14 protein-coding genes are annotated in these 15,842 nt (G+C 69.4%); 11 read left to right on the forward strand and 3 right to left on the reverse strand.

Annotated features, from left to right (window positions below; translation table 11 throughout):
• Positions 1 to 69: 69 nt before the first annotated feature.
• The 3 genes from BO226_RS03210 to BO226_RS03220 are packed head-to-tail and all read left to right on the forward strand — an operon-like array spanning position 70 to position 3,642.
• On the forward strand, positions 70 to 642 hold the full coding sequence (locus tag BO226_RS03210) for a TetR/AcrR family transcriptional regulator (RefSeq protein WP_039586269.1): 573 nt from the start codon (positions 70 to 72) through the stop codon (positions 640 to 642).
• Complete coding sequence (locus tag BO226_RS03215) at positions 639 to 1,721, forward strand: SDR family oxidoreductase (RefSeq protein ID WP_039586267.1); 1,083 nt, start codon at positions 639 to 641, stop codon at positions 1,719 to 1,721. The genes BO226_RS03210 and BO226_RS03215 overlap by 4 nt, the downstream gene beginning before the upstream one ends.
• 40 nt (positions 1,722 to 1,761) lie before the next feature.
• Positions 1,762 to 3,642, forward strand: a complete 1,881-nt coding sequence (locus tag BO226_RS03220) for a DEAD/DEAH box helicase (protein WP_071934587.1) — start codon at positions 1,762 to 1,764, stop codon at positions 3,640 to 3,642.
• Between the two features lie 60 nt (positions 3,643 to 3,702).
• Here the strand turns inward: BO226_RS03220 and BO226_RS03225 are convergent, their stop codons facing one another.
• Both BO226_RS03225 and BO226_RS03230 read right to left on the reverse strand, forming a co-directional pair.
• Positions 3,703 to 5,604: an ABC transporter ATP-binding protein gene (locus BO226_RS03225; RefSeq protein ID WP_071934588.1), complete on the reverse strand. Its 1,902-nt coding sequence runs from the start codon at positions 5,602 to 5,604 to the stop codon at positions 3,703 to 3,705.
• An 89-nt stretch (positions 5,605 to 5,693) separates the two neighbouring features.
• The gene (locus BO226_RS03230; protein ID WP_039586263.1) at positions 5,694 to 6,284 is read right to left on the reverse strand and encodes an AMIN-like domain-containing (lipo)protein; all 591 of its coding nucleotides are present in this window, start codon (positions 6,282 to 6,284) and stop codon (positions 5,694 to 5,696) included.
• A gap of 125 nt (positions 6,285 to 6,409) precedes the next feature.
• Here BO226_RS03230 and BO226_RS03235 point away from each other — a divergent pair, with 125 nt between their 5' ends.
• The 3 genes from BO226_RS03235 to BO226_RS03245 are packed head-to-tail and all read left to right on the forward strand — an operon-like array spanning position 6,410 to position 8,507.
• A complete protein-coding gene (locus BO226_RS03235; RefSeq protein WP_064851497.1) occupies positions 6,410 to 7,147 on the forward strand; it encodes an ABC transporter ATP-binding protein in 738 nt (245 codons plus the stop codon).
• The gene (locus tag BO226_RS03240; protein ID WP_033097325.1) at positions 7,144 to 7,899 is read left to right on the forward strand and encodes an ABC transporter permease; all 756 of its coding nucleotides are present in this window, start codon (positions 7,144 to 7,146) and stop codon (positions 7,897 to 7,899) included. The genes BO226_RS03235 and BO226_RS03240 overlap by 4 nt, the downstream gene beginning before the upstream one ends.
• Positions 7,896 to 8,507, forward strand: coding sequence for a TetR/AcrR family transcriptional regulator (locus BO226_RS03245; RefSeq protein WP_006553927.1), 612 nt, complete (start codon positions 7,896 to 7,898; stop codon positions 8,505 to 8,507). The genes BO226_RS03240 and BO226_RS03245 overlap by 4 nt, the downstream gene beginning before the upstream one ends.
• 100 nt (positions 8,508 to 8,607) lie before the next feature.
• Here BO226_RS03245 and BO226_RS03250 read toward each other — a convergent pair whose 3' ends face one another.
• A complete protein-coding gene (locus BO226_RS03250; protein WP_071934589.1) occupies positions 8,608 to 9,378 on the reverse strand; it encodes a deoxyribonuclease IV in 771 nt (256 codons plus the stop codon).
• Between the two features lie 78 nt (positions 9,379 to 9,456).
• Between BO226_RS03250 and BO226_RS03255 the strand changes: the two genes are divergently transcribed.
• The 5 genes from BO226_RS03255 (at position 9,457) to BO226_RS03275 (ending at position 15,829) form a co-directional block, all read left to right on the forward strand.
• Positions 9,457 to 10,233 carry an SDR family NAD(P)-dependent oxidoreductase gene (locus tag BO226_RS03255; RefSeq protein ID WP_006553929.1) on the forward strand — a complete coding sequence of 259 codons (777 nt, stop codon included), beginning with the start codon at positions 9,457 to 9,459 and terminating at the stop codon, positions 10,231 to 10,233.
• Positions 10,234 to 10,324: 91 nt separating this feature from the next.
• Entirely contained in the window at positions 10,325 to 11,086 is a 762-nt protein-coding gene (locus tag BO226_RS03260; RefSeq protein ID WP_006553930.1) for an ABC transporter ATP-binding protein, read from the forward strand.
• Positions 11,087 to 11,097: 11 nt separating this feature from the next.
• Positions 11,098 to 13,623, forward strand: a complete 2,526-nt coding sequence (locus BO226_RS03265; protein ID WP_071934590.1) for an ABC transporter permease — start codon at positions 11,098 to 11,100, stop codon at positions 13,621 to 13,623.
• Between the two features lie 134 nt (positions 13,624 to 13,757).
• Positions 13,758 to 15,338: an alpha/beta hydrolase gene (locus BO226_RS03270; RefSeq protein ID WP_232238045.1), complete on the forward strand. Its 1,581-nt coding sequence runs from the start codon at positions 13,758 to 13,760 to the stop codon at positions 15,336 to 15,338.
• Complete coding sequence (locus tag BO226_RS03275) at positions 15,335 to 15,829, forward strand: LppA family lipoprotein (RefSeq protein WP_071934591.1); 495 nt, start codon at positions 15,335 to 15,337, stop codon at positions 15,827 to 15,829. Before BO226_RS03270 ends, BO226_RS03275 begins: the two co-directional genes overlap by 4 nt.
• Positions 15,830 to 15,842 lie beyond the last annotated feature (13 nt).

Raw genomic sequence — 15,842 nt, forward strand, 5'->3', positions numbered from 1 at the left:
CGCACACATCGACGCCCGTCGGCGGTGTGGCCCCTACCTAAAATATGTAGACCGGTCTATTATTTTGGCGTGACCACCAAGGGAGCGCGAACCAGGACGCGCATGATCGACACCGCGCTCGAACTCATCCAGACCCGCGGCTACCACGGCACCGGGCTCGCACACATCACCGCCGGCGCCGCGGCACCGCGCGGCTCGCTCTACTTCCATTTCCCCGGCGGCAAGGACGAGCTCGTCGTCGCCGCCCTCGACCGGGTCGGCGCGGAGTTCACCGGCCTGCTCGAGTCGCTGATCGCCGACGGCCGGGGCGCCGGCGCCGTCGTCTCGGCCGTGTTCGACGACCTCGCTGCCCGGCTCGAACGCTCCGATTTCGCGGCCGGCTGCGCGGTCGCGTCCGTCGCCGTCGACGCCGCCGCCGAGAACCCCGCGCTGCAGGAGAGCTGCGCCCGGGTGTACGAGTCGTGGCGGGTCGTCCTCGAGCAGCTCCTCGTCCGGGACGGCGTGCCGAACCCGGCAGCGCTCGCGGGTGCGATCGTCGGTCTCGTCGAAGGCGCGACCGTCGTTGCGCGGGCGCGACGCGACACCGCCCCGCTGCACGAGGCGAAGGCCGTCGTGCTCGACCTGATCGGAGCCTCACGATGAACGGGGCAGCGACGAACGGGGCAACCGTGGTGTTCGGCGCGACGGGCTTCATCGGCCGCGGGCTGCTGCGCGAACTGCTCACCGGACCGGACGACGGCCGGATCGTCGCGGTCGTGCGCTCGGCGGAATCCGGGGCCCGGCTCCGGGAGCGGCTCGCGGGCGACGGCGTGCCGATCGACCGGCTCTCGGTTCACCTCTTCGATCCCGACGCCGCGGAGATCTCCCTCGAACCGGCGGTGCCGGAGGTGCGCGACGTCCACAACCTCGCGGCCGCGTTCGCCTTCGGCATGACACCGCAGGCGGCGCGCGCGGTGAATGTCGTTCTGGCCGAGAAGATCACCCGCTTCGCCGCCGCGTCCGGGGCGCGCCGGCTGATCCACGTCAGCGGGTATCGCGTCGGTGCGCATCCGACGATGCCGGTGCCGTGGCCGCCGCGTCACCGGCGCCGGATCTACGGCAGGCTCGGCGCCTACGAAGCGTCCAAGATCGAAGCCGACGCGGTGGTGCGCGCGCTCGCGGCCGCGCTGAACGTCCCGCTCACCGTCGTCAATCCCGGCACCGTGATCGGCGACTCCCGGACGGGGGAGGCCGACCAGTACCTGGGCCTGGCGGAACTCGTGCTGCAACTGTCCCGCGGGCAGCTGCGGGCGGTGCCCGGCTCCCGGGGCACCGTGGTGCCCGTCGTCACCGTCGACCACCTCGCACGGTTCCTGGCGCTCGTGCCGCGGGACCCGCAGGCCGCGGGGCAGGCGTACTGGGTTCTCGACGACGCGACGCCGGCGCTGCCCGAACTCGTCGCCCTGGTCGCGGGGGAGCTGGGTGTGCCCGCGCCGCGTCGTCTCGTTCCCGTCGTCGCGCTGCGGATCCTGCCGGCGTGGCTCACCGGGGCGCAGAAGGAAACGCTGAGCTTCGTCAGTACCGACACGTACCCGACGGCGTCGGCCACTGCGTTCGCGCGCAGGCACGGGCTCGAATATCCACCGGTGCGGCCCGCGCTGCGACGCTGGGCGAAACACCTCGCCGCGACGGCTCCGGACCGGCGACTCGAGGGTGCCGGAGGGAGGTCGGGGCGCCGATGATTCGAGGTCAGCGACGCTCATCCGATAAACTGCAGGTCAAATGAGTGATACTGTGCAAGACCCCGACGCCGAAAACGCCACCCCCACGTTCGCCGATCTCGACATCGATGCCCGTGTGCTGCAAGCGCTTTCGGATGTGGGCTACGAGTCCCCGTCGCCGATCCAGGCGGCGACCATCCCGCCGCTGCTGGAGGGACGGGACGTCGTCGGTCTCGCTCAGACCGGCACCGGCAAGACCGCCGCGTTCGCGGTGCCGATCCTGTCCCGCATCGACACCTCGAAGAAGCGTCCGCAGGCGCTGATCCTTGCGCCCACGCGCGAGCTCGCGCTGCAGGTCGCAGAGGCTTTCGGCAAGTATTCGGCGCACATCCCCGGGTTGCACGTGCTGCCCATCTACGGTGGCCAGGCGTACGGGGTGCAGCTGTCGGGGCTGCGTCGCGGCGCCCAGGTCATCGTCGGCACCCCCGGACGTGTGATCGATCACCTTTCCAAGGGCACCCTCGACATCTCGGAGCTCGAATTCCTCGTGCTCGACGAGGCCGACGAGATGCTCACCATGGGCTTCCAGGAGGACGTCGAGCGGATCCTCGCCGACACCCCGGACACCAAGCAGGTGGCGCTGTTCTCCGCGACGATGCCCGGCGCGATCCGCCGGCTGTCGAAGCAGTACCTCAACGACCCCGAAGAGATCACGGTCAAGTCGAAGACCACGACCTCCTCGAACATCTCCCAGCGCTGGGTGCTGGTGTCGCACCAGCGCAAGCTCGACGCCCTGACCCGCATCCTCGAGGTCGAGTCGTTCGAGGCGATGATCATCTTCGTCCGGACCAAGCAGGCCACCGAAGACCTCGCCGAGCGGTTGCGTGCCCGCGGCTTCTCGGCCGCCGCGATCAACGGCGACATCGTGCAGGCCCAGCGTGAGCGCACCATCGGCCAGCTCAAGAGCGGCGCCCTCGACATCCTCGTCGCGACGGACGTCGCCGCGCGTGGTCTCGACGTCGAGCGCATCAGCCACGTCGTGAACTACGACATCCCGCACGACACCGAGTCGTACGTCCACCGCATCGGCCGCACAGGCCGCGCCGGCCGCACCGGCGACGCGCTGCTGTTCGTCGCTCCGCGCGAGCGTCACCTGCTCAAGGCGATCGAGCGGGCCACCCGCCAGCCGCTCGCCGAGATGCAGCTGCCCACCGTCGAGGACGTCAACGCCCAGCGCGTATCGAAGTTCAACGACTCGATCACCGAGGCGCTCGCCTCCGATCACCTGCAGCTGTTCCGCACCTTCATCGAGGACTACGAGCGTGAGCACGACGTGCCGCTCGCCGACATCGCGGCCGCGCTGGCGGTGCTGTCTCGCGACGGCGAGTCGTTCCTCATGGAGGCCGAACCCGAGCCGGTCGCACCGCCGCGCCGCGAGCGCGAACCGCGCGAGCGTCCGCCGCGTCGCTTCGACGACGGGCCGAAGGTCGGTCGCGACGGCCAGGAGATGACCACCTACCGCATCGCCGTAGGCAAGCGTCACCGCGTGCAGCCCGGTGCGATCGTCGGTGCCATCGCCAACGAGGGCGGACTGCGCCGCGGCGATTTCGGGCACATCAGCATCCGTGCCGATCACAGCCTCGTCGAGCTGCCGAAGGATCTGTCGCCGCAGACCCTCGACGCGCTGCGCTCCACCCGAATCTCGGGCGTGCTCATCCAGCTGCAGCCCGACTCCGGCGCACCGTCCGGACGTCCCAGCTCGTATCGCGGACGCGACGACCGTCGCGGCGACGATCGACGCGGGGGAGACCGTCGCGATCACGGCAAGCGCGATCGTGGCGGCAAGCGCGAGTACGGCGACAGCCGTGGCGGCCGCTCCGGCGACTTCACGCACCGCAGCGACCGCAACGATCGTGGTGGTCGCGGCGGATACCGCGACTGAGACCGCCGGCCGATCCACTCGGCCGGGACGTCGGCGGTGGCACCGTCGACGTCCCGGCGCTCATGCGTCGAGTATGGGGGTTCCCACCGATACCTTCGGTCCCGAATCGGCGAACTGCGTGCGGTACAGCTCCGCGTAGCGGCCGCCCGCCGCCAGGAGATCGTCGTGGTTGCCGCGTTCGACGATGCGCCCGGCCTCGACGACCAGGATCTCGTCGGCGGCGCGGATGGTCGACAGGCGGTGCGCGATGACCACCGACGTGCGACCCTCGAGCGCCTCGGTCAACGCCTCCTGCACAGCGGCCTCCGAGGTCGAATCGAGATGGGCGGTGGCCTCGTCCAGGATCACCACCCGCGGATGGGCGAGCAGCAGTCGCGCGATCGTCAGCCGCTGACGCTCACCACCCGAGAGCCGGTAGCCGCGTTCGCCGACGACCGTGTCGAGTCCGTTCGGCAACGACGCGATCAGGGGCTCGAGGCGTGCGCGACGTAGGGCGTCCCACAGTTCGTCCTCGCCGGCTTCGGGGCGGGCGAGCAGCAGGTTGTTGCGGACCGTGTCGTGGAACAGGTGACCGTCCTGGGTGACCAGCCCGACTGTCGCGCGGATCGAGTCGGCGGTCAGTTCGCGGACGTCCGCTCCGCCGAGCAGCACGGCGCCGGAATCGACATCGTGCAATCGCGGGATCAGTTGTGCGATGGTCGATTTGCCCGCGCCGGACGATCCGACCAGTGCGACCATCCGGCCCGGTTCCACGCGGAACGACACGTCGCGCAGCACCTCTTCGCCGCCCCGCGAATCGAGCACCGCGACCTCCTCGAGGGAGGCGAGCGAGACCTTGTCGGCGGACGGATACGCGAAGGTGACATCCCGGAGTTCCACCGAGACCGGACCGTCGGGCACCGGCCGGGCATCGGGCGACTGCTCGATCAGCGGCTTCAGATCGAGGATCTCGAAGACCCGCTCGAAGCTCACCATCGCACTCATGACGTCCATGCGGGCACTGGCCAGCGCCGTCAGCGGCGAGTACAGGCGCGTGAGGAGCATCGCCATCGCGACCACCGAACCGGGATCGAGCTGGTCGCGCAGGGCATAGAAACCGCCGAGGCCGTAGACGAGCGCGAGCGCGAGTGCGGACACGAGTGTCAGAGCGGTGACGAACACGCTCTGCAGCATCGCGGTGCGCACGCCGATGTCGCGGACCCGCGTCGCCCGGACGGCGAACTCCCTCGACTCCTGTGCCGGACGGCCGAACAGCTTGACCAGGGTGGCGCCTGGAGCCGAGAACCGTTCGGTCATCTGCGTGTTCATCACCGAGTTGTGGTTGGCGGCCTCCCGGCTGAGCTGCGCGAGCCGGGCGCCCATGTGCCGGGCGGGAATCACGAAGATCGGGAGCAGCAACAGTGCGAGAAGGGTGATCTGCCAGGATATCCCGATCATCACCACCAGGGTGATCGCGAGGGTGACGATGTTGCCGACCACGCCGGACAGGGTGTCGCTGAAGGCACGCTGCGCACCGATGACGTCGTTGTTCAGGCGCGAGACGAGCGCGCCCGTACGAGTTCTCGTGAAGAAGGCGACCGGCATGCGCTGCACGTGGTCGAAGACCGTGGTGCGCAGATCGAGGATGAGATCCTCGCCGATGCTCGCCGACAACCAGCGGTTCGCGATCCCGAGGCCGGCCTCGATCAGTGCGATCGCGGCGATGATCACCGCGAGCAGCACCACGACCGAGACCGCGGCGCCGTCGACGATCGCGTCGATCACCCGGCCCGCGAGTACCGGTGTCGCGACGCCGAGCGCCGCGATGGTCACGCTCAGGACGAGATAGAAGGTGATGTTACGGCGGTGCGGCCGGGCGAACTCGGCGATCCGCCGTAGGCTCGCTCGGGAGAACGGCCTGCGGTCGCTCTCGGCGTGCATCGCGTTGTACATCGCGTTCCACGCGGTGACTTCCATGCTCATGGTGTCGGCCTCCTCGGGTCGCAGCCGAGGCTAGGACCTCGAGTGCGCTCGAGGTCAAGCCTAGGCTCGCACCACGACAGGACGAGGCGTCAGCGAGCCACGTCGATCACCACGCGGGTCGGTCCGGTGAGGGAGTACACCGAGAACGGCGTGCCGTGCGCGGCGACGCCGATGAACGACTGGGTGACACCTTCGAAGACGCCGGACCCGCTGACCTCCACCACGGATCCGCCGGCATCGGCGAGCACGGGATCCGGGCCGGCGTACTGCTCGACACCGCTGTCGAACGGATAGGCCGAGCCGTCGATGAGCACCTGCAGCACGGCGTCGCCGGCGACGGGGACCTCGTTGCCGCTGCCCTGCTGGAGTGCCTCGTCGACGTAGCCGACCCGCCACCCCGGTGTGCCCTCGCCGCCGAGTTCGTAGACCACGCGGTCGAAGCCCTCGTGACGTCCGGTGCGGATGTCGACGACCGTGAGTTTTGCGCCCTCTCCGGCCGGGGAGACCTTCTCGCGCGCGTCGCGCGGGACCTCGTCGGAGGTGGTGGTCTCGGGAGCCGAGGACGTCGGCGTGTCGACCGAGACGGCGGGGGAGGGTGCGGGCTCGTCGGCACCGGCGGAGCATCCCGCCAGGACCAGTGATGTTGCGGTGACGGCCAGGGCGAGACGCGTGTGCTTCATGGGACTCATGGTACGTCGGAGCTCCCGTCGGCCACTGGCGACGCTCGCGGGGGTTGACCGGATCGAGACGTGAGGCGCACAATTCATCCAAGGATGATTTCAACACTCGATGAATTGAGTGGATCATGGCCATCGACCACATCTCCGACGCTGTCGACATCCGCGATCTGCACGTTCGGCGTGGCACCCATCGAGCTCTCGAGGACGTGAGCGTGCGCGTCCCGCGCGGGGCGATCACCGGACTGCTCGGCCCCTCGGGCTGCGGGAAGACCACCCTGATGCGCACGATCGTCGGCACCCAGATCGTCGAATCCGGCACGGTCACGGTGCTGGGCCTGCGCGCGGGCAGCGCCGAACTGCGCCGCCGCATCGGTTACGTCACCCAGTCGCCGAGCGTCTACCCCGACCTGACCGTCACCGAGAACGTCTCCTATTTCGCCTCCCTCTACGGGCGGAAGGGCGCCGCGGTCGCCGACACCCTCGCGGCGGTCGGGCTCACCGACCACGCCGGCAACCGGACGGCGGCCCTCTCCGGCGGTCAAATGGGCCGGGTGTCGCTCGCGTGTGCGCTGGTGGGCGATCCCGAACTGCTCGTGCTCGACGAACCCACCGTCGGACTCGATCCACTGCTGCGCGCCGAACTGTGGGAACACTTCCGCGCACTCGCCGACCGCGGCACCACCCTGCTCGTGTCGAGCCACGTCATGGACGAGGCCGGCCACTGCGACGAGCTCGTCCTCCTGCGCGAAGGCCGACTGGTGGCCCAGCTGACCCCGGCCGAGCTGCGCGAACAGACAGGGGAAACGGGCCTCGAGAACGCCTTTCTCCGACTCATCCGGAACCGGACGGGAGCACGACCGTGAGCGCCGTCATCTATGCCACCACGACCACCCGCATCCTGCGTCAACTGCGAGCCGACCATCGCACCGTCGCGATGATCGTGCTCGTCCCGAGCCTGTTGATGACGCTGCTGTACTTCATGTACCAGAACGCGCCCACCGGCCCGGGCGGAGTCTCGCTGTTCGACCGGATCGCCGTCACGATGCTCGGGATCCTCCCGTTCGTCGTGATGTTCCTGGTCACCTCCATCGCGATGCAACGCGAACGCAGTTCGGGCACCCTCGAACGGCTTCTCACCACACCGCTGACGAAACTCGACCTGCTCGCCGGTTACGGCAGCGCCTTCTCGCTCGCGGCGGCCGTCCAAGCCGGTCTCGCATGCGTGGTGGCCTTCTGGCTGCTCGACGTCACCAGCGCCGGATCCGTGCTGTGGGTGCTGGTCGTCGCGGTTCTCGTCGCCGTCCTCGGGGTCTCCCTGGGGCTGCTGTGCAGCGCCTTCGCCCGCACCGAGTTCCAGGCCGTGCAGTTCATGCCGGTGATCGTCATTCCGCAGTTCCTGCTGTGCGGGTTGCTCGTCGCCCGGGACGATCTGCCCGACTGGCTGCGCTGGATCAGCAACGCACTGCCGTTGAGCTACGCGGTGGAGGCGCTGCAGGAGATCACCGTGAATCCGGGGGTCACCGCCGTCATGGTGCGGGATCTGATCGTCGTCGCGGCGTTCGCCGCCGCGGCCCTCACACTCGGTGCGGCGACGCTGCGCCGTCGCACCCCGTGACGAGCGAGGCCGGGACGCGGCGCCCCGGCCGCCGTCCCGGGAACTCGGGCGCGCGCGGCGACATCCTCGCGAGCGCCCGGGAACTGTTTGCCGCCAACGGTTTCGACAAGACGACGGTGCGTGCGGTAGCGGCCCGTGCAGGGGTGGACCCGGCGCTCGTGCACCACTACTTCGGCACCAAGCTGCAGCTGTTCACCGCGTCCATCGCGCTGCCGGTCGATCCGCGCGACGTCCTCGCCCCCGTCTACGCGGCCGAACCCGAAAATCTCGGCCGTGCCCTCACGACCGCCCTTCTCGGTGTGTGGGACTCCCCGCACCGCGACGCGGCCGTGGCGATGTTCCGTGCGCAGATCGCCGGGGGCGACAGCGGTCTGATCCGCTCGTTCCTGCTGGAAGTCGCGCTCGCACCGCTGTTCGAGCGTATCGACCGTCCCGTCGGCACCGGCCGGCTGCGGGCCGAACTGGTGGCCACCCAGATGACCGGGATCATGCTGGTGCGCTACATCATCGGACTCGAACCGCTCGCGTCGATGTCGTCGGAGCAGCTCGTCGAGATCGTCGCCCCCACTGTGCAGCGCTATCTGACCGGCGACCTGCCCGGCATGTGACCGCAGCTTCGGGGGCGTGCGCTTCGGTCGGAGACAGAGGCGCGCCGTCGACACGGTGCATCGGTCCGCGCACGACGCAAACGTAGAACGGAGTGTGTCGTCAGGTCGAGTGCTCCCGCAGGAAGGCGATGTCCTCGGCGAGTCCCTCCGCCGGGGTCTCGAGCACGATCGGTGCGTCGGCCTGCACCGCGATCTCCGCGAGCAACTGCGGATCGATCTGCCCGTCGGCGAGATTGGCGTGCCGGTCGCGGGCCGAATCGAACTCGTCACGCGAATTGTTCAGGTGCACCAGATCGATCCGGCCGGTGACCGCACGCACCCGTTCGACGACACCGACGAGATCCTCACCGCCCGCCCAGGCGTGGCAGGTGTCGAGGCAGAAGCCGGGACCGTAGTCGCCGATGGCGTCCCACAGACGTCCGATCGCGTCGATGTAGCGGGCCATCGCGAAGTCGCCGCCCGCCGTGTTCTCGACGAGGATCGGCACCCCGAACCCGCCCTTGTCCTCCTGCCGTTCGAACAGCTTGCGCCAGTTCTCCACCCCGGCGGCGACGTCCTCACCCGCGCGCACGTGCCCGCCGTGGACCACCAGCCCGAGCGCACCGATACGCGCGGCCGCCTCGGCGTGGTCGGCGAGGGCCTTGCGCGACGGCATCCGCACCCTGTTGTTCAGGCTCGCTACGTTGATGACGTACGGCGAGTGCACCACCACGTCGACGTCCGATGCGAGGATCTCCTCGGTGCGCGGATGCTCACCGGGCTTCGTCCATTTCTGCGGGTCCGACAGGAACACCTGCACCAGATCGGCACCGAGATGTTCGCCCTGACCGATGGGATCGTCGTCCTGCCGGACGTGCGCACCTATCCGCATGTGCCACAGGTTAGGGCAGTGTCCCGCCGACCGGGACCGCAATACCCGGACGTGCCCGGAATCTGCTCGACTCCTCGCATGGGCACACTCGAAGGCGGCAAACTCGACGGCAGGGTCGCGCTGATCACCGGCGCAGGTCAGGGGGTCGGTCAGGGGGTTGCGTTCGCGCTGGCCCGCCAAGGTGTGGCCATCGCGGTCGCCGGCCGGACCGAGTCGAAGCTGATCGACACCGCCGAGCAGATCCGCGCCTTCGGTGGCACCGCCGAGCCGGTCGTGTGCGACATCGCCGATCCGGATGCGATCGCCGCCGCGGTGGACCGCACGGTCAGAGCCTTCGGAGGTGTCGACATCCTCGTCAACAACGCGAGCTTCAATCCGCTCGGGCCGCTGCTCGACCTGAAGCCGGCCGTGCTGGAGAAGGCGTACCGCTCGGGTCCGCTCGCCGCGCTGCACGCCATGCAACTCGTCCACCCGATCATGAAGGAACGCGGTGGCGGGTCGATCGTCAACATGGTCACCTCCGCCGCGGTGCGCTGGGACGCGAGTGGTTACGGCGGCTACGCCTCGACCAAGGAGGCACTGCGGTCGCTGACCCGCACCGCGGCATCCGAATGGGGAGTCGACGGCATCCGAGTCAATGCCATCGCCCCGCACGCCCTTTCGCCGGGCCTGAAATGGTGGACGGAGAAGAACCCGGAGGAGGCCGCCGAGTTCGTGCAAACCATCCCGCTCCGCCGCATCGGCGACCCCGAAGAGGACATCGGGCGCGCCGTGGCGTGGATTGTGAGCGACGACGCACGCTATCTCACCGGCGCGACGATCCCGCTGGACGGGGGTCAGGCACGCTGGGCCTGAGCCACCGCCCCGGCATACACCCGTATCCCCGAATCGAAGATCGGGGTCATCCCCGATGGTGCGGTGGTCCCGGCACCGGGAAGATGGGTGCATGCCACTGCACTCGGCCCCAGCAGCCCGCGCCCAGGACCTGAAGAAGATCTACGGAACCGGAGAAACCGCGGTACACGCCCTCGACGGTGTGACCGCGGATTTCGCCGCCGGTGAGTTCACCGCGATCATGGGTCCCTCCGGATCGGGCAAGTCGACCCTCATGCACTGCCTCGCAGGTCTCGACAGCGCGACCTCCGGAGCGGTCTTCATCGGCGACACCGATCTGACGACCCTGTCCGACAAGGGGATGACCCAGCTGCGGCGCGACCGCATCGGCTTCGTCTTCCAGGCGTTCAACCTCGTCCCCACCCTCACCGCGCTCGAGAACATCACCCTGCCGGTGGATATCGCGGGCCGCAAGATCGATCAGGAATGGCTCGACACCGTCGTCACCCGTCTCGGTCTCACCGACCGTCTCGGACACCGCCCCGGCGAATTGTCCGGTGGCCAGCAGCAGCGTGTCGCGTGCGCGCGTGCCCTCGCGGGCCGGCCGGAGATCATCTTCGGCGACGAGCCGACCGGCAACCTCGACTCCCGCTCGTCCGGTGAGGTGCTGTCCATCCTGCGGGCGGCCGTCGACGAGTTCGACCAGACCGTCGTGATCGTCACCCACGACCCGCGCGCCGCCGGCTACGCCGACCGCGTGGTGTTCCTCGCCGACGGACGCATCGTCGACGAGATGCGCGAACCGACGGCCGAACGAGTGCTCGACCGGATGAAACAGTTCGATCCCGCCTCCGCGGCTCCCGTGGCGGAATAGGAGACACCGCGATGAGTGGGAATCCCATCCGCAGGGTTGCCCTGCGCAACCTCGCCGCACACAAGGTGCGGCTCGCCCTGACCGTGCTCTCCGTGGTGCTCGGCACGGCCTTCATCACCGGTTCGTTCGTCTTCACCGACACACTGCAGCGCACCTTCGACGGCATCTTCGGCGACGTCGCCCAGGGCGTCGACGTCCGCGTCAGCACCGAGCAGTACGGCACCAGCGGTGTCCCGATCGAGGCCGTCGACCAGGTCGTCGCCCTCCCCGGCGTCGAGCGCACGTCCCCGTCGATCGGTGGCAGCATCATCGTCCTCGACTCCGAGGGCGCCGCGATCCAGACCGGAGGCGCACCCGCCGAGGGTTACGCCTACATCCCGCCCGACCGTCTCGTCGGCGAACCGGAGACCTTCGTGGCCGGTGGACCACCCGCGGAGAGCGGGCAGATCGCGCTCAACGAGAGCGCGGCCGAACGAGGTGATCTCTCGATCGGCGACAGCACGACCGTGCTCACCATCTCGCAGGGCATGGTGCCGGTGACCGTCAGCGGCATCTACGAACTCGAGACCGACACCGGCGGCTACATCGGTGCGTTGTTCACCGAGGAACAGGCCTCCCAGCTGTTCACCGACGGCCGGCACATCGGCTTCCTCGACGTCGCAGGCGACGGTTCGCTCTCGCCCGAGCAGCTGCGCGACGAGATTGCGGCAGCGCTGCCCGAGCTGAAGGTGCAGACCGGAGCCGAGGTCACCGAGGAGACCAAGTCGCAGGTCGCCGAGGCCCTGAACTTCCTCAACTACTTCCTGCTCGCGTTCGGCGCGATCGCACTGCTCGTCGGCACGTTCATCATCTACAACACCTTCTCGATGATCGTCGCCCAGCGACTACGCGAACTCGCCCTGCTCCGCGCGATCGGCGCGAGCCGCAAGCAGGTCGGCCGGTCGGTCACCCTCGAGGCCTTCGTCGTCGGTCTGATCGGCAGCATCATCGGTATCGCCGCGGGCGTCGCGCTCGCCTACGGTCTGCGCGCGGCACTGAACGCCGCGGATCTCGGACTGCCGTCGGGCCCGCTGCAGTTGTCCCCGCGCACCGTGATCGTCGCGCTGCTCGTCGGCGTGGTCGTGACGATGGTCAGCGCCTACGCCCCGGCGCGGCGCGCGACCCACGTTCCGCCCGTCGCCGCGATGCGCGAGGAATCCACAGCGACCGTCGAGTCGCTGCGCATCCGCACGATCATCGGTGTGCTCTGCGCGATCGTCGGTGCGGCACTCGTCGTGGTGGGCGCACAGCAGGTCGGTGGCGGCGCGGCCGCGACCGTCGGTATCGGCGCCTTCCTGCTGATCCTGTCGGTGCTGTTCGCGGCGCCGGCGTTGTCCCGGCCCGTCGTGAACGCGCTCGGTGCGGTCTTCGCTCGGCCGTTCGGGGCGATCGGCCGGCTCGCGCGCACCAATGCGACCCGCAATCCGCGTCGCACCGCCGCGACCGCGTTCGCCCTCACCCTGGGGCTGATGCTCGTCTCCGTCATCGGGGTGTTCGGGTCGTCGGCGAAGGCCAGTGTCGACGCGCTCGTCGACAACGGGGTCGAGGCGGACTTCATGCTCACCGGGCCGCAGATGTTCGGTGTCCCGGCCCCCGCCGCCGAGGCGGTCCGCGGAGTGGACGGCATCGAGGAGGTCGTGCCCGCCTACGGCGTGCAGGCCAAGATCGACGAGGACTTCGAGTTCGGCACCGGAGCGGGCGGGCCCCTCCAGGACGTTCTCGACCTGGACATGGTCGCGGGAGCCTTCGAGGTGACCGGGAACGAGATTCTCGTCTCGCAGGCCTCGGCGGACGACCACGGCTGGGAAGTGGGCTCCACCGTTCCGCTCACCAGTCGCGACGGCGACACCGTCGACACCACGGTCGCCGGCATCTTCGCCGACAACCAGCTGATCGGTCCGTGGGTCGTCTCGCAGGAGCTGTTCGAGCAGTTCACGCCGCCGAACAACCGGTCGGCGCTCGTCGTCCTCATGAACACCGTCGACGGTGCCGATCCGGAGACCGTGCGCGCGTCGATCGAGGAGGCCGTCAAGGACTACGTGATCGTGCAGGTCCTCGACCGTGAGCAGTTCAAGGGTCAGCAGGCGCAGCAGATCGACATGCTCCTCGCGATCCTCTACGGCCTGCTCGCCCTCGCCGTAGTCATCGCCATCCTCGGCATCGTCAACACCCTCGCGCTGTCGGTGGTGGAACGGCGGCGGGAAATCGGCATGCTCCGCGCCGTCGGTATGCAACGCGCCCAGGTGCGTCGCACGATCTACCTGGAGTCGCTGCTCATCGCGGTCTTCGGCGCGGTCGTGGGTGTCGTGCTCGGTCTCGCGTTCGGCTGGGCGTTCGTACGCACCCTCGCCGATCAGGGACTCGACATCATCTCGGTGCCGTGGTCGCAGGTCGTCGGCATGCTCGTCGCGTCCGGCATCGTCGGTGTCCTCGCGGCGCTGTGGCCCGGGCAGCGTGCGGCGAAGACGCCGCCGCTCGAAGCGATCAGCGACATGTAGGCAGAACGTGCAGGTGGACACGAGTTGTCCACAGGCAGTGGAGTTGTCCACAGCGGCCGGCCCGCGGAGCATTCTGCGGGCCGGCCGTCGTCGGTGCCCCTTATGCTTCCGCGGCAGGGGGTGGTGGTGTGCAGGTGGACGATCTGGCGGGGTGGGATCCGGATGCGCTCGAGCGCACGGCGACCGAGCTCGCGGCATGTGCCGATGCCGTCGACGCCGTGGCCGGCGACGTCGCGCGGTCGGCGTCCTTCGGCGACGCCTGGAGCGGTGCGGCGCATGACGGAGCGATGTCCGCATTCGCCTCGTACGGGCGGGATCTCGCGGCACAGGCCGAGTCATATCGGCGCGTGTCCGCATGTGCGCGGTTCGTCGTGCCGCGACTGCGGGCACTGCACTCCGAACTGGGCGAGCTGCAGACCAGGGCCGCTGCGCGGGGTTTCCCGCTCGACGCCGACGAATTGCTCGCGGCGTCGCTGCGATCGCTGCTCGTCCGTGCCGATGGGCTCGACCGCGAGGCCGCCGCTCGCCTGAGTGTCGAATCCGATCCGCCGGGAACGGTTCTCGGCGAACAGGGTCGCTTACATACCGCGATCGCGCGGTCCGGATCGACGACGCTGCCGGTCCTGCCGGATCCGGCCACCGATCCCGTGCAGGTCGCGCAGTGGTGGAACGGTCTCGACGACACGGCACGCACCGCGCTGGTCGCCGAACATCCCGAACGGATCGGCGCCCTCGACGGACTACCCGCTGCGGTTCGCGATCTCGCCAATCGTGCCCTGCTCGACGACGAACGTCGCCGCCTCGAATCCGTCGCGACACAACTGCGGGCCGAACTCGACGCGATGTTCCTCGGTGGCACCGTGATCGACAGTCTCGGCGTCACCGGACTGTTCACCGACGCCGATGCCGGGCTCGAACAGACGGTGCGGAAGATCGAGGCCCTCGCCGCGATCGACGCGACCCTCGCCCACGGCGACCGGCAATTGCTCGCCCTCGACCTGTCCGGACGCGAAGCGATGGCGGCGGTGGCCGTCGGGGACGTCGACACCGCCGAGCACCTGGCCGTCTTCGTCCCCGGCGCCGGCTCGACCGTGCAGGGCAATCTGCAGGGCTACGACACGCAGGTCGCGGCGCTGCGCGACGCCGCTCGGCTCCACCTCACCGGCGGCGATCCCTCCGTCGCGGCGGTCACCTGGCTGAATTACCAGGCTCCCCAATGGGGATGGGGTCTCGCGTTCACCGAGCGCAGTCCGGTCTCCGACCTCGCCGCCCGGATCGCCGCGCCTCGCCTGGTCGACTTCCTCGACGGCATCGCGGCCTCGCGTCCCGACGACCCGCGTATCACCACGGTCGGGCATTCCTACGGGGCCGTCGTCTCTGGTCTGGCGCTGAGGGAGACCGGTGCGGTCGATGCCGCGGTGTTCGTCGGGGCTCCGGGGATCGGGACCGGCGACGTGACCGACCTGCGGATCCCGCCCGACTCCGCCTATCTCGTCGAAGCCGAGCGCGACATCGTCGCCGACGTCGGAACCTTCGGTGGCGACCCGAGCTTCCTCGACGGCCTGACGCATCTTCCCGCCGGTCCGGGCACCACCACCGCCGGAGTCCCGCTCGCGGGCATCACCGGCCACAGCTCGTATCTCACCCCCGGAACGTCGAGTTCCCACCACATCGCCGGTGTCGTCGCGGGCACCGCAGAACGGAGTACGCCGTGACCTCTGTGTGGAGTTCTCGGCTCGGGGCGTGCGTCGTCGTTCCGGCAGCACTGCTCGCGGCGTGCACCACCACGGTGACCCCGGTCGCGATGCCCGAACCGGTCGCCACGACCAGCGTGGGCGCGGTCGAGTTCTACACCGCCGTGCAGCGCGACGTCCTCACCGCGCTGTCCGCCGAGTTCCCCAGCGTGCGCTTCGAACCGAAGTACGCGAGCACCACCGCGGGATGCACGCTGCCCGACGGCACCTCGGGCCTGACGGTGCACCTCCCGATCCACGGCTCGGGCAGGCCGGTGCCGGTCGACGAACTAGACCGTGCGGCCAGGGTCTTCGAGGACACCGCCGCGCGGGCGGGCTTCCACGGTCGTCATGTGCTGCCTCCGGATACCGGTCTCGCCGTCCGGATGTTCGCGGCCGACGGCTCGTACATCACCTTCGGCAGTTACGTCGCCGCGACCGTCGGACTCACCGTCGGTTGTTACCCGGAGTAGGCCCGGTAGTCGG

The organism is Rhodococcus sp. 2G (genome assembly GCF_001886355.1).
GTDB classification, from domain to species: domain Bacteria; phylum Actinomycetota; class Actinomycetes; order Mycobacteriales; family Mycobacteriaceae; genus Rhodococcus; species Rhodococcus pyridinivorans.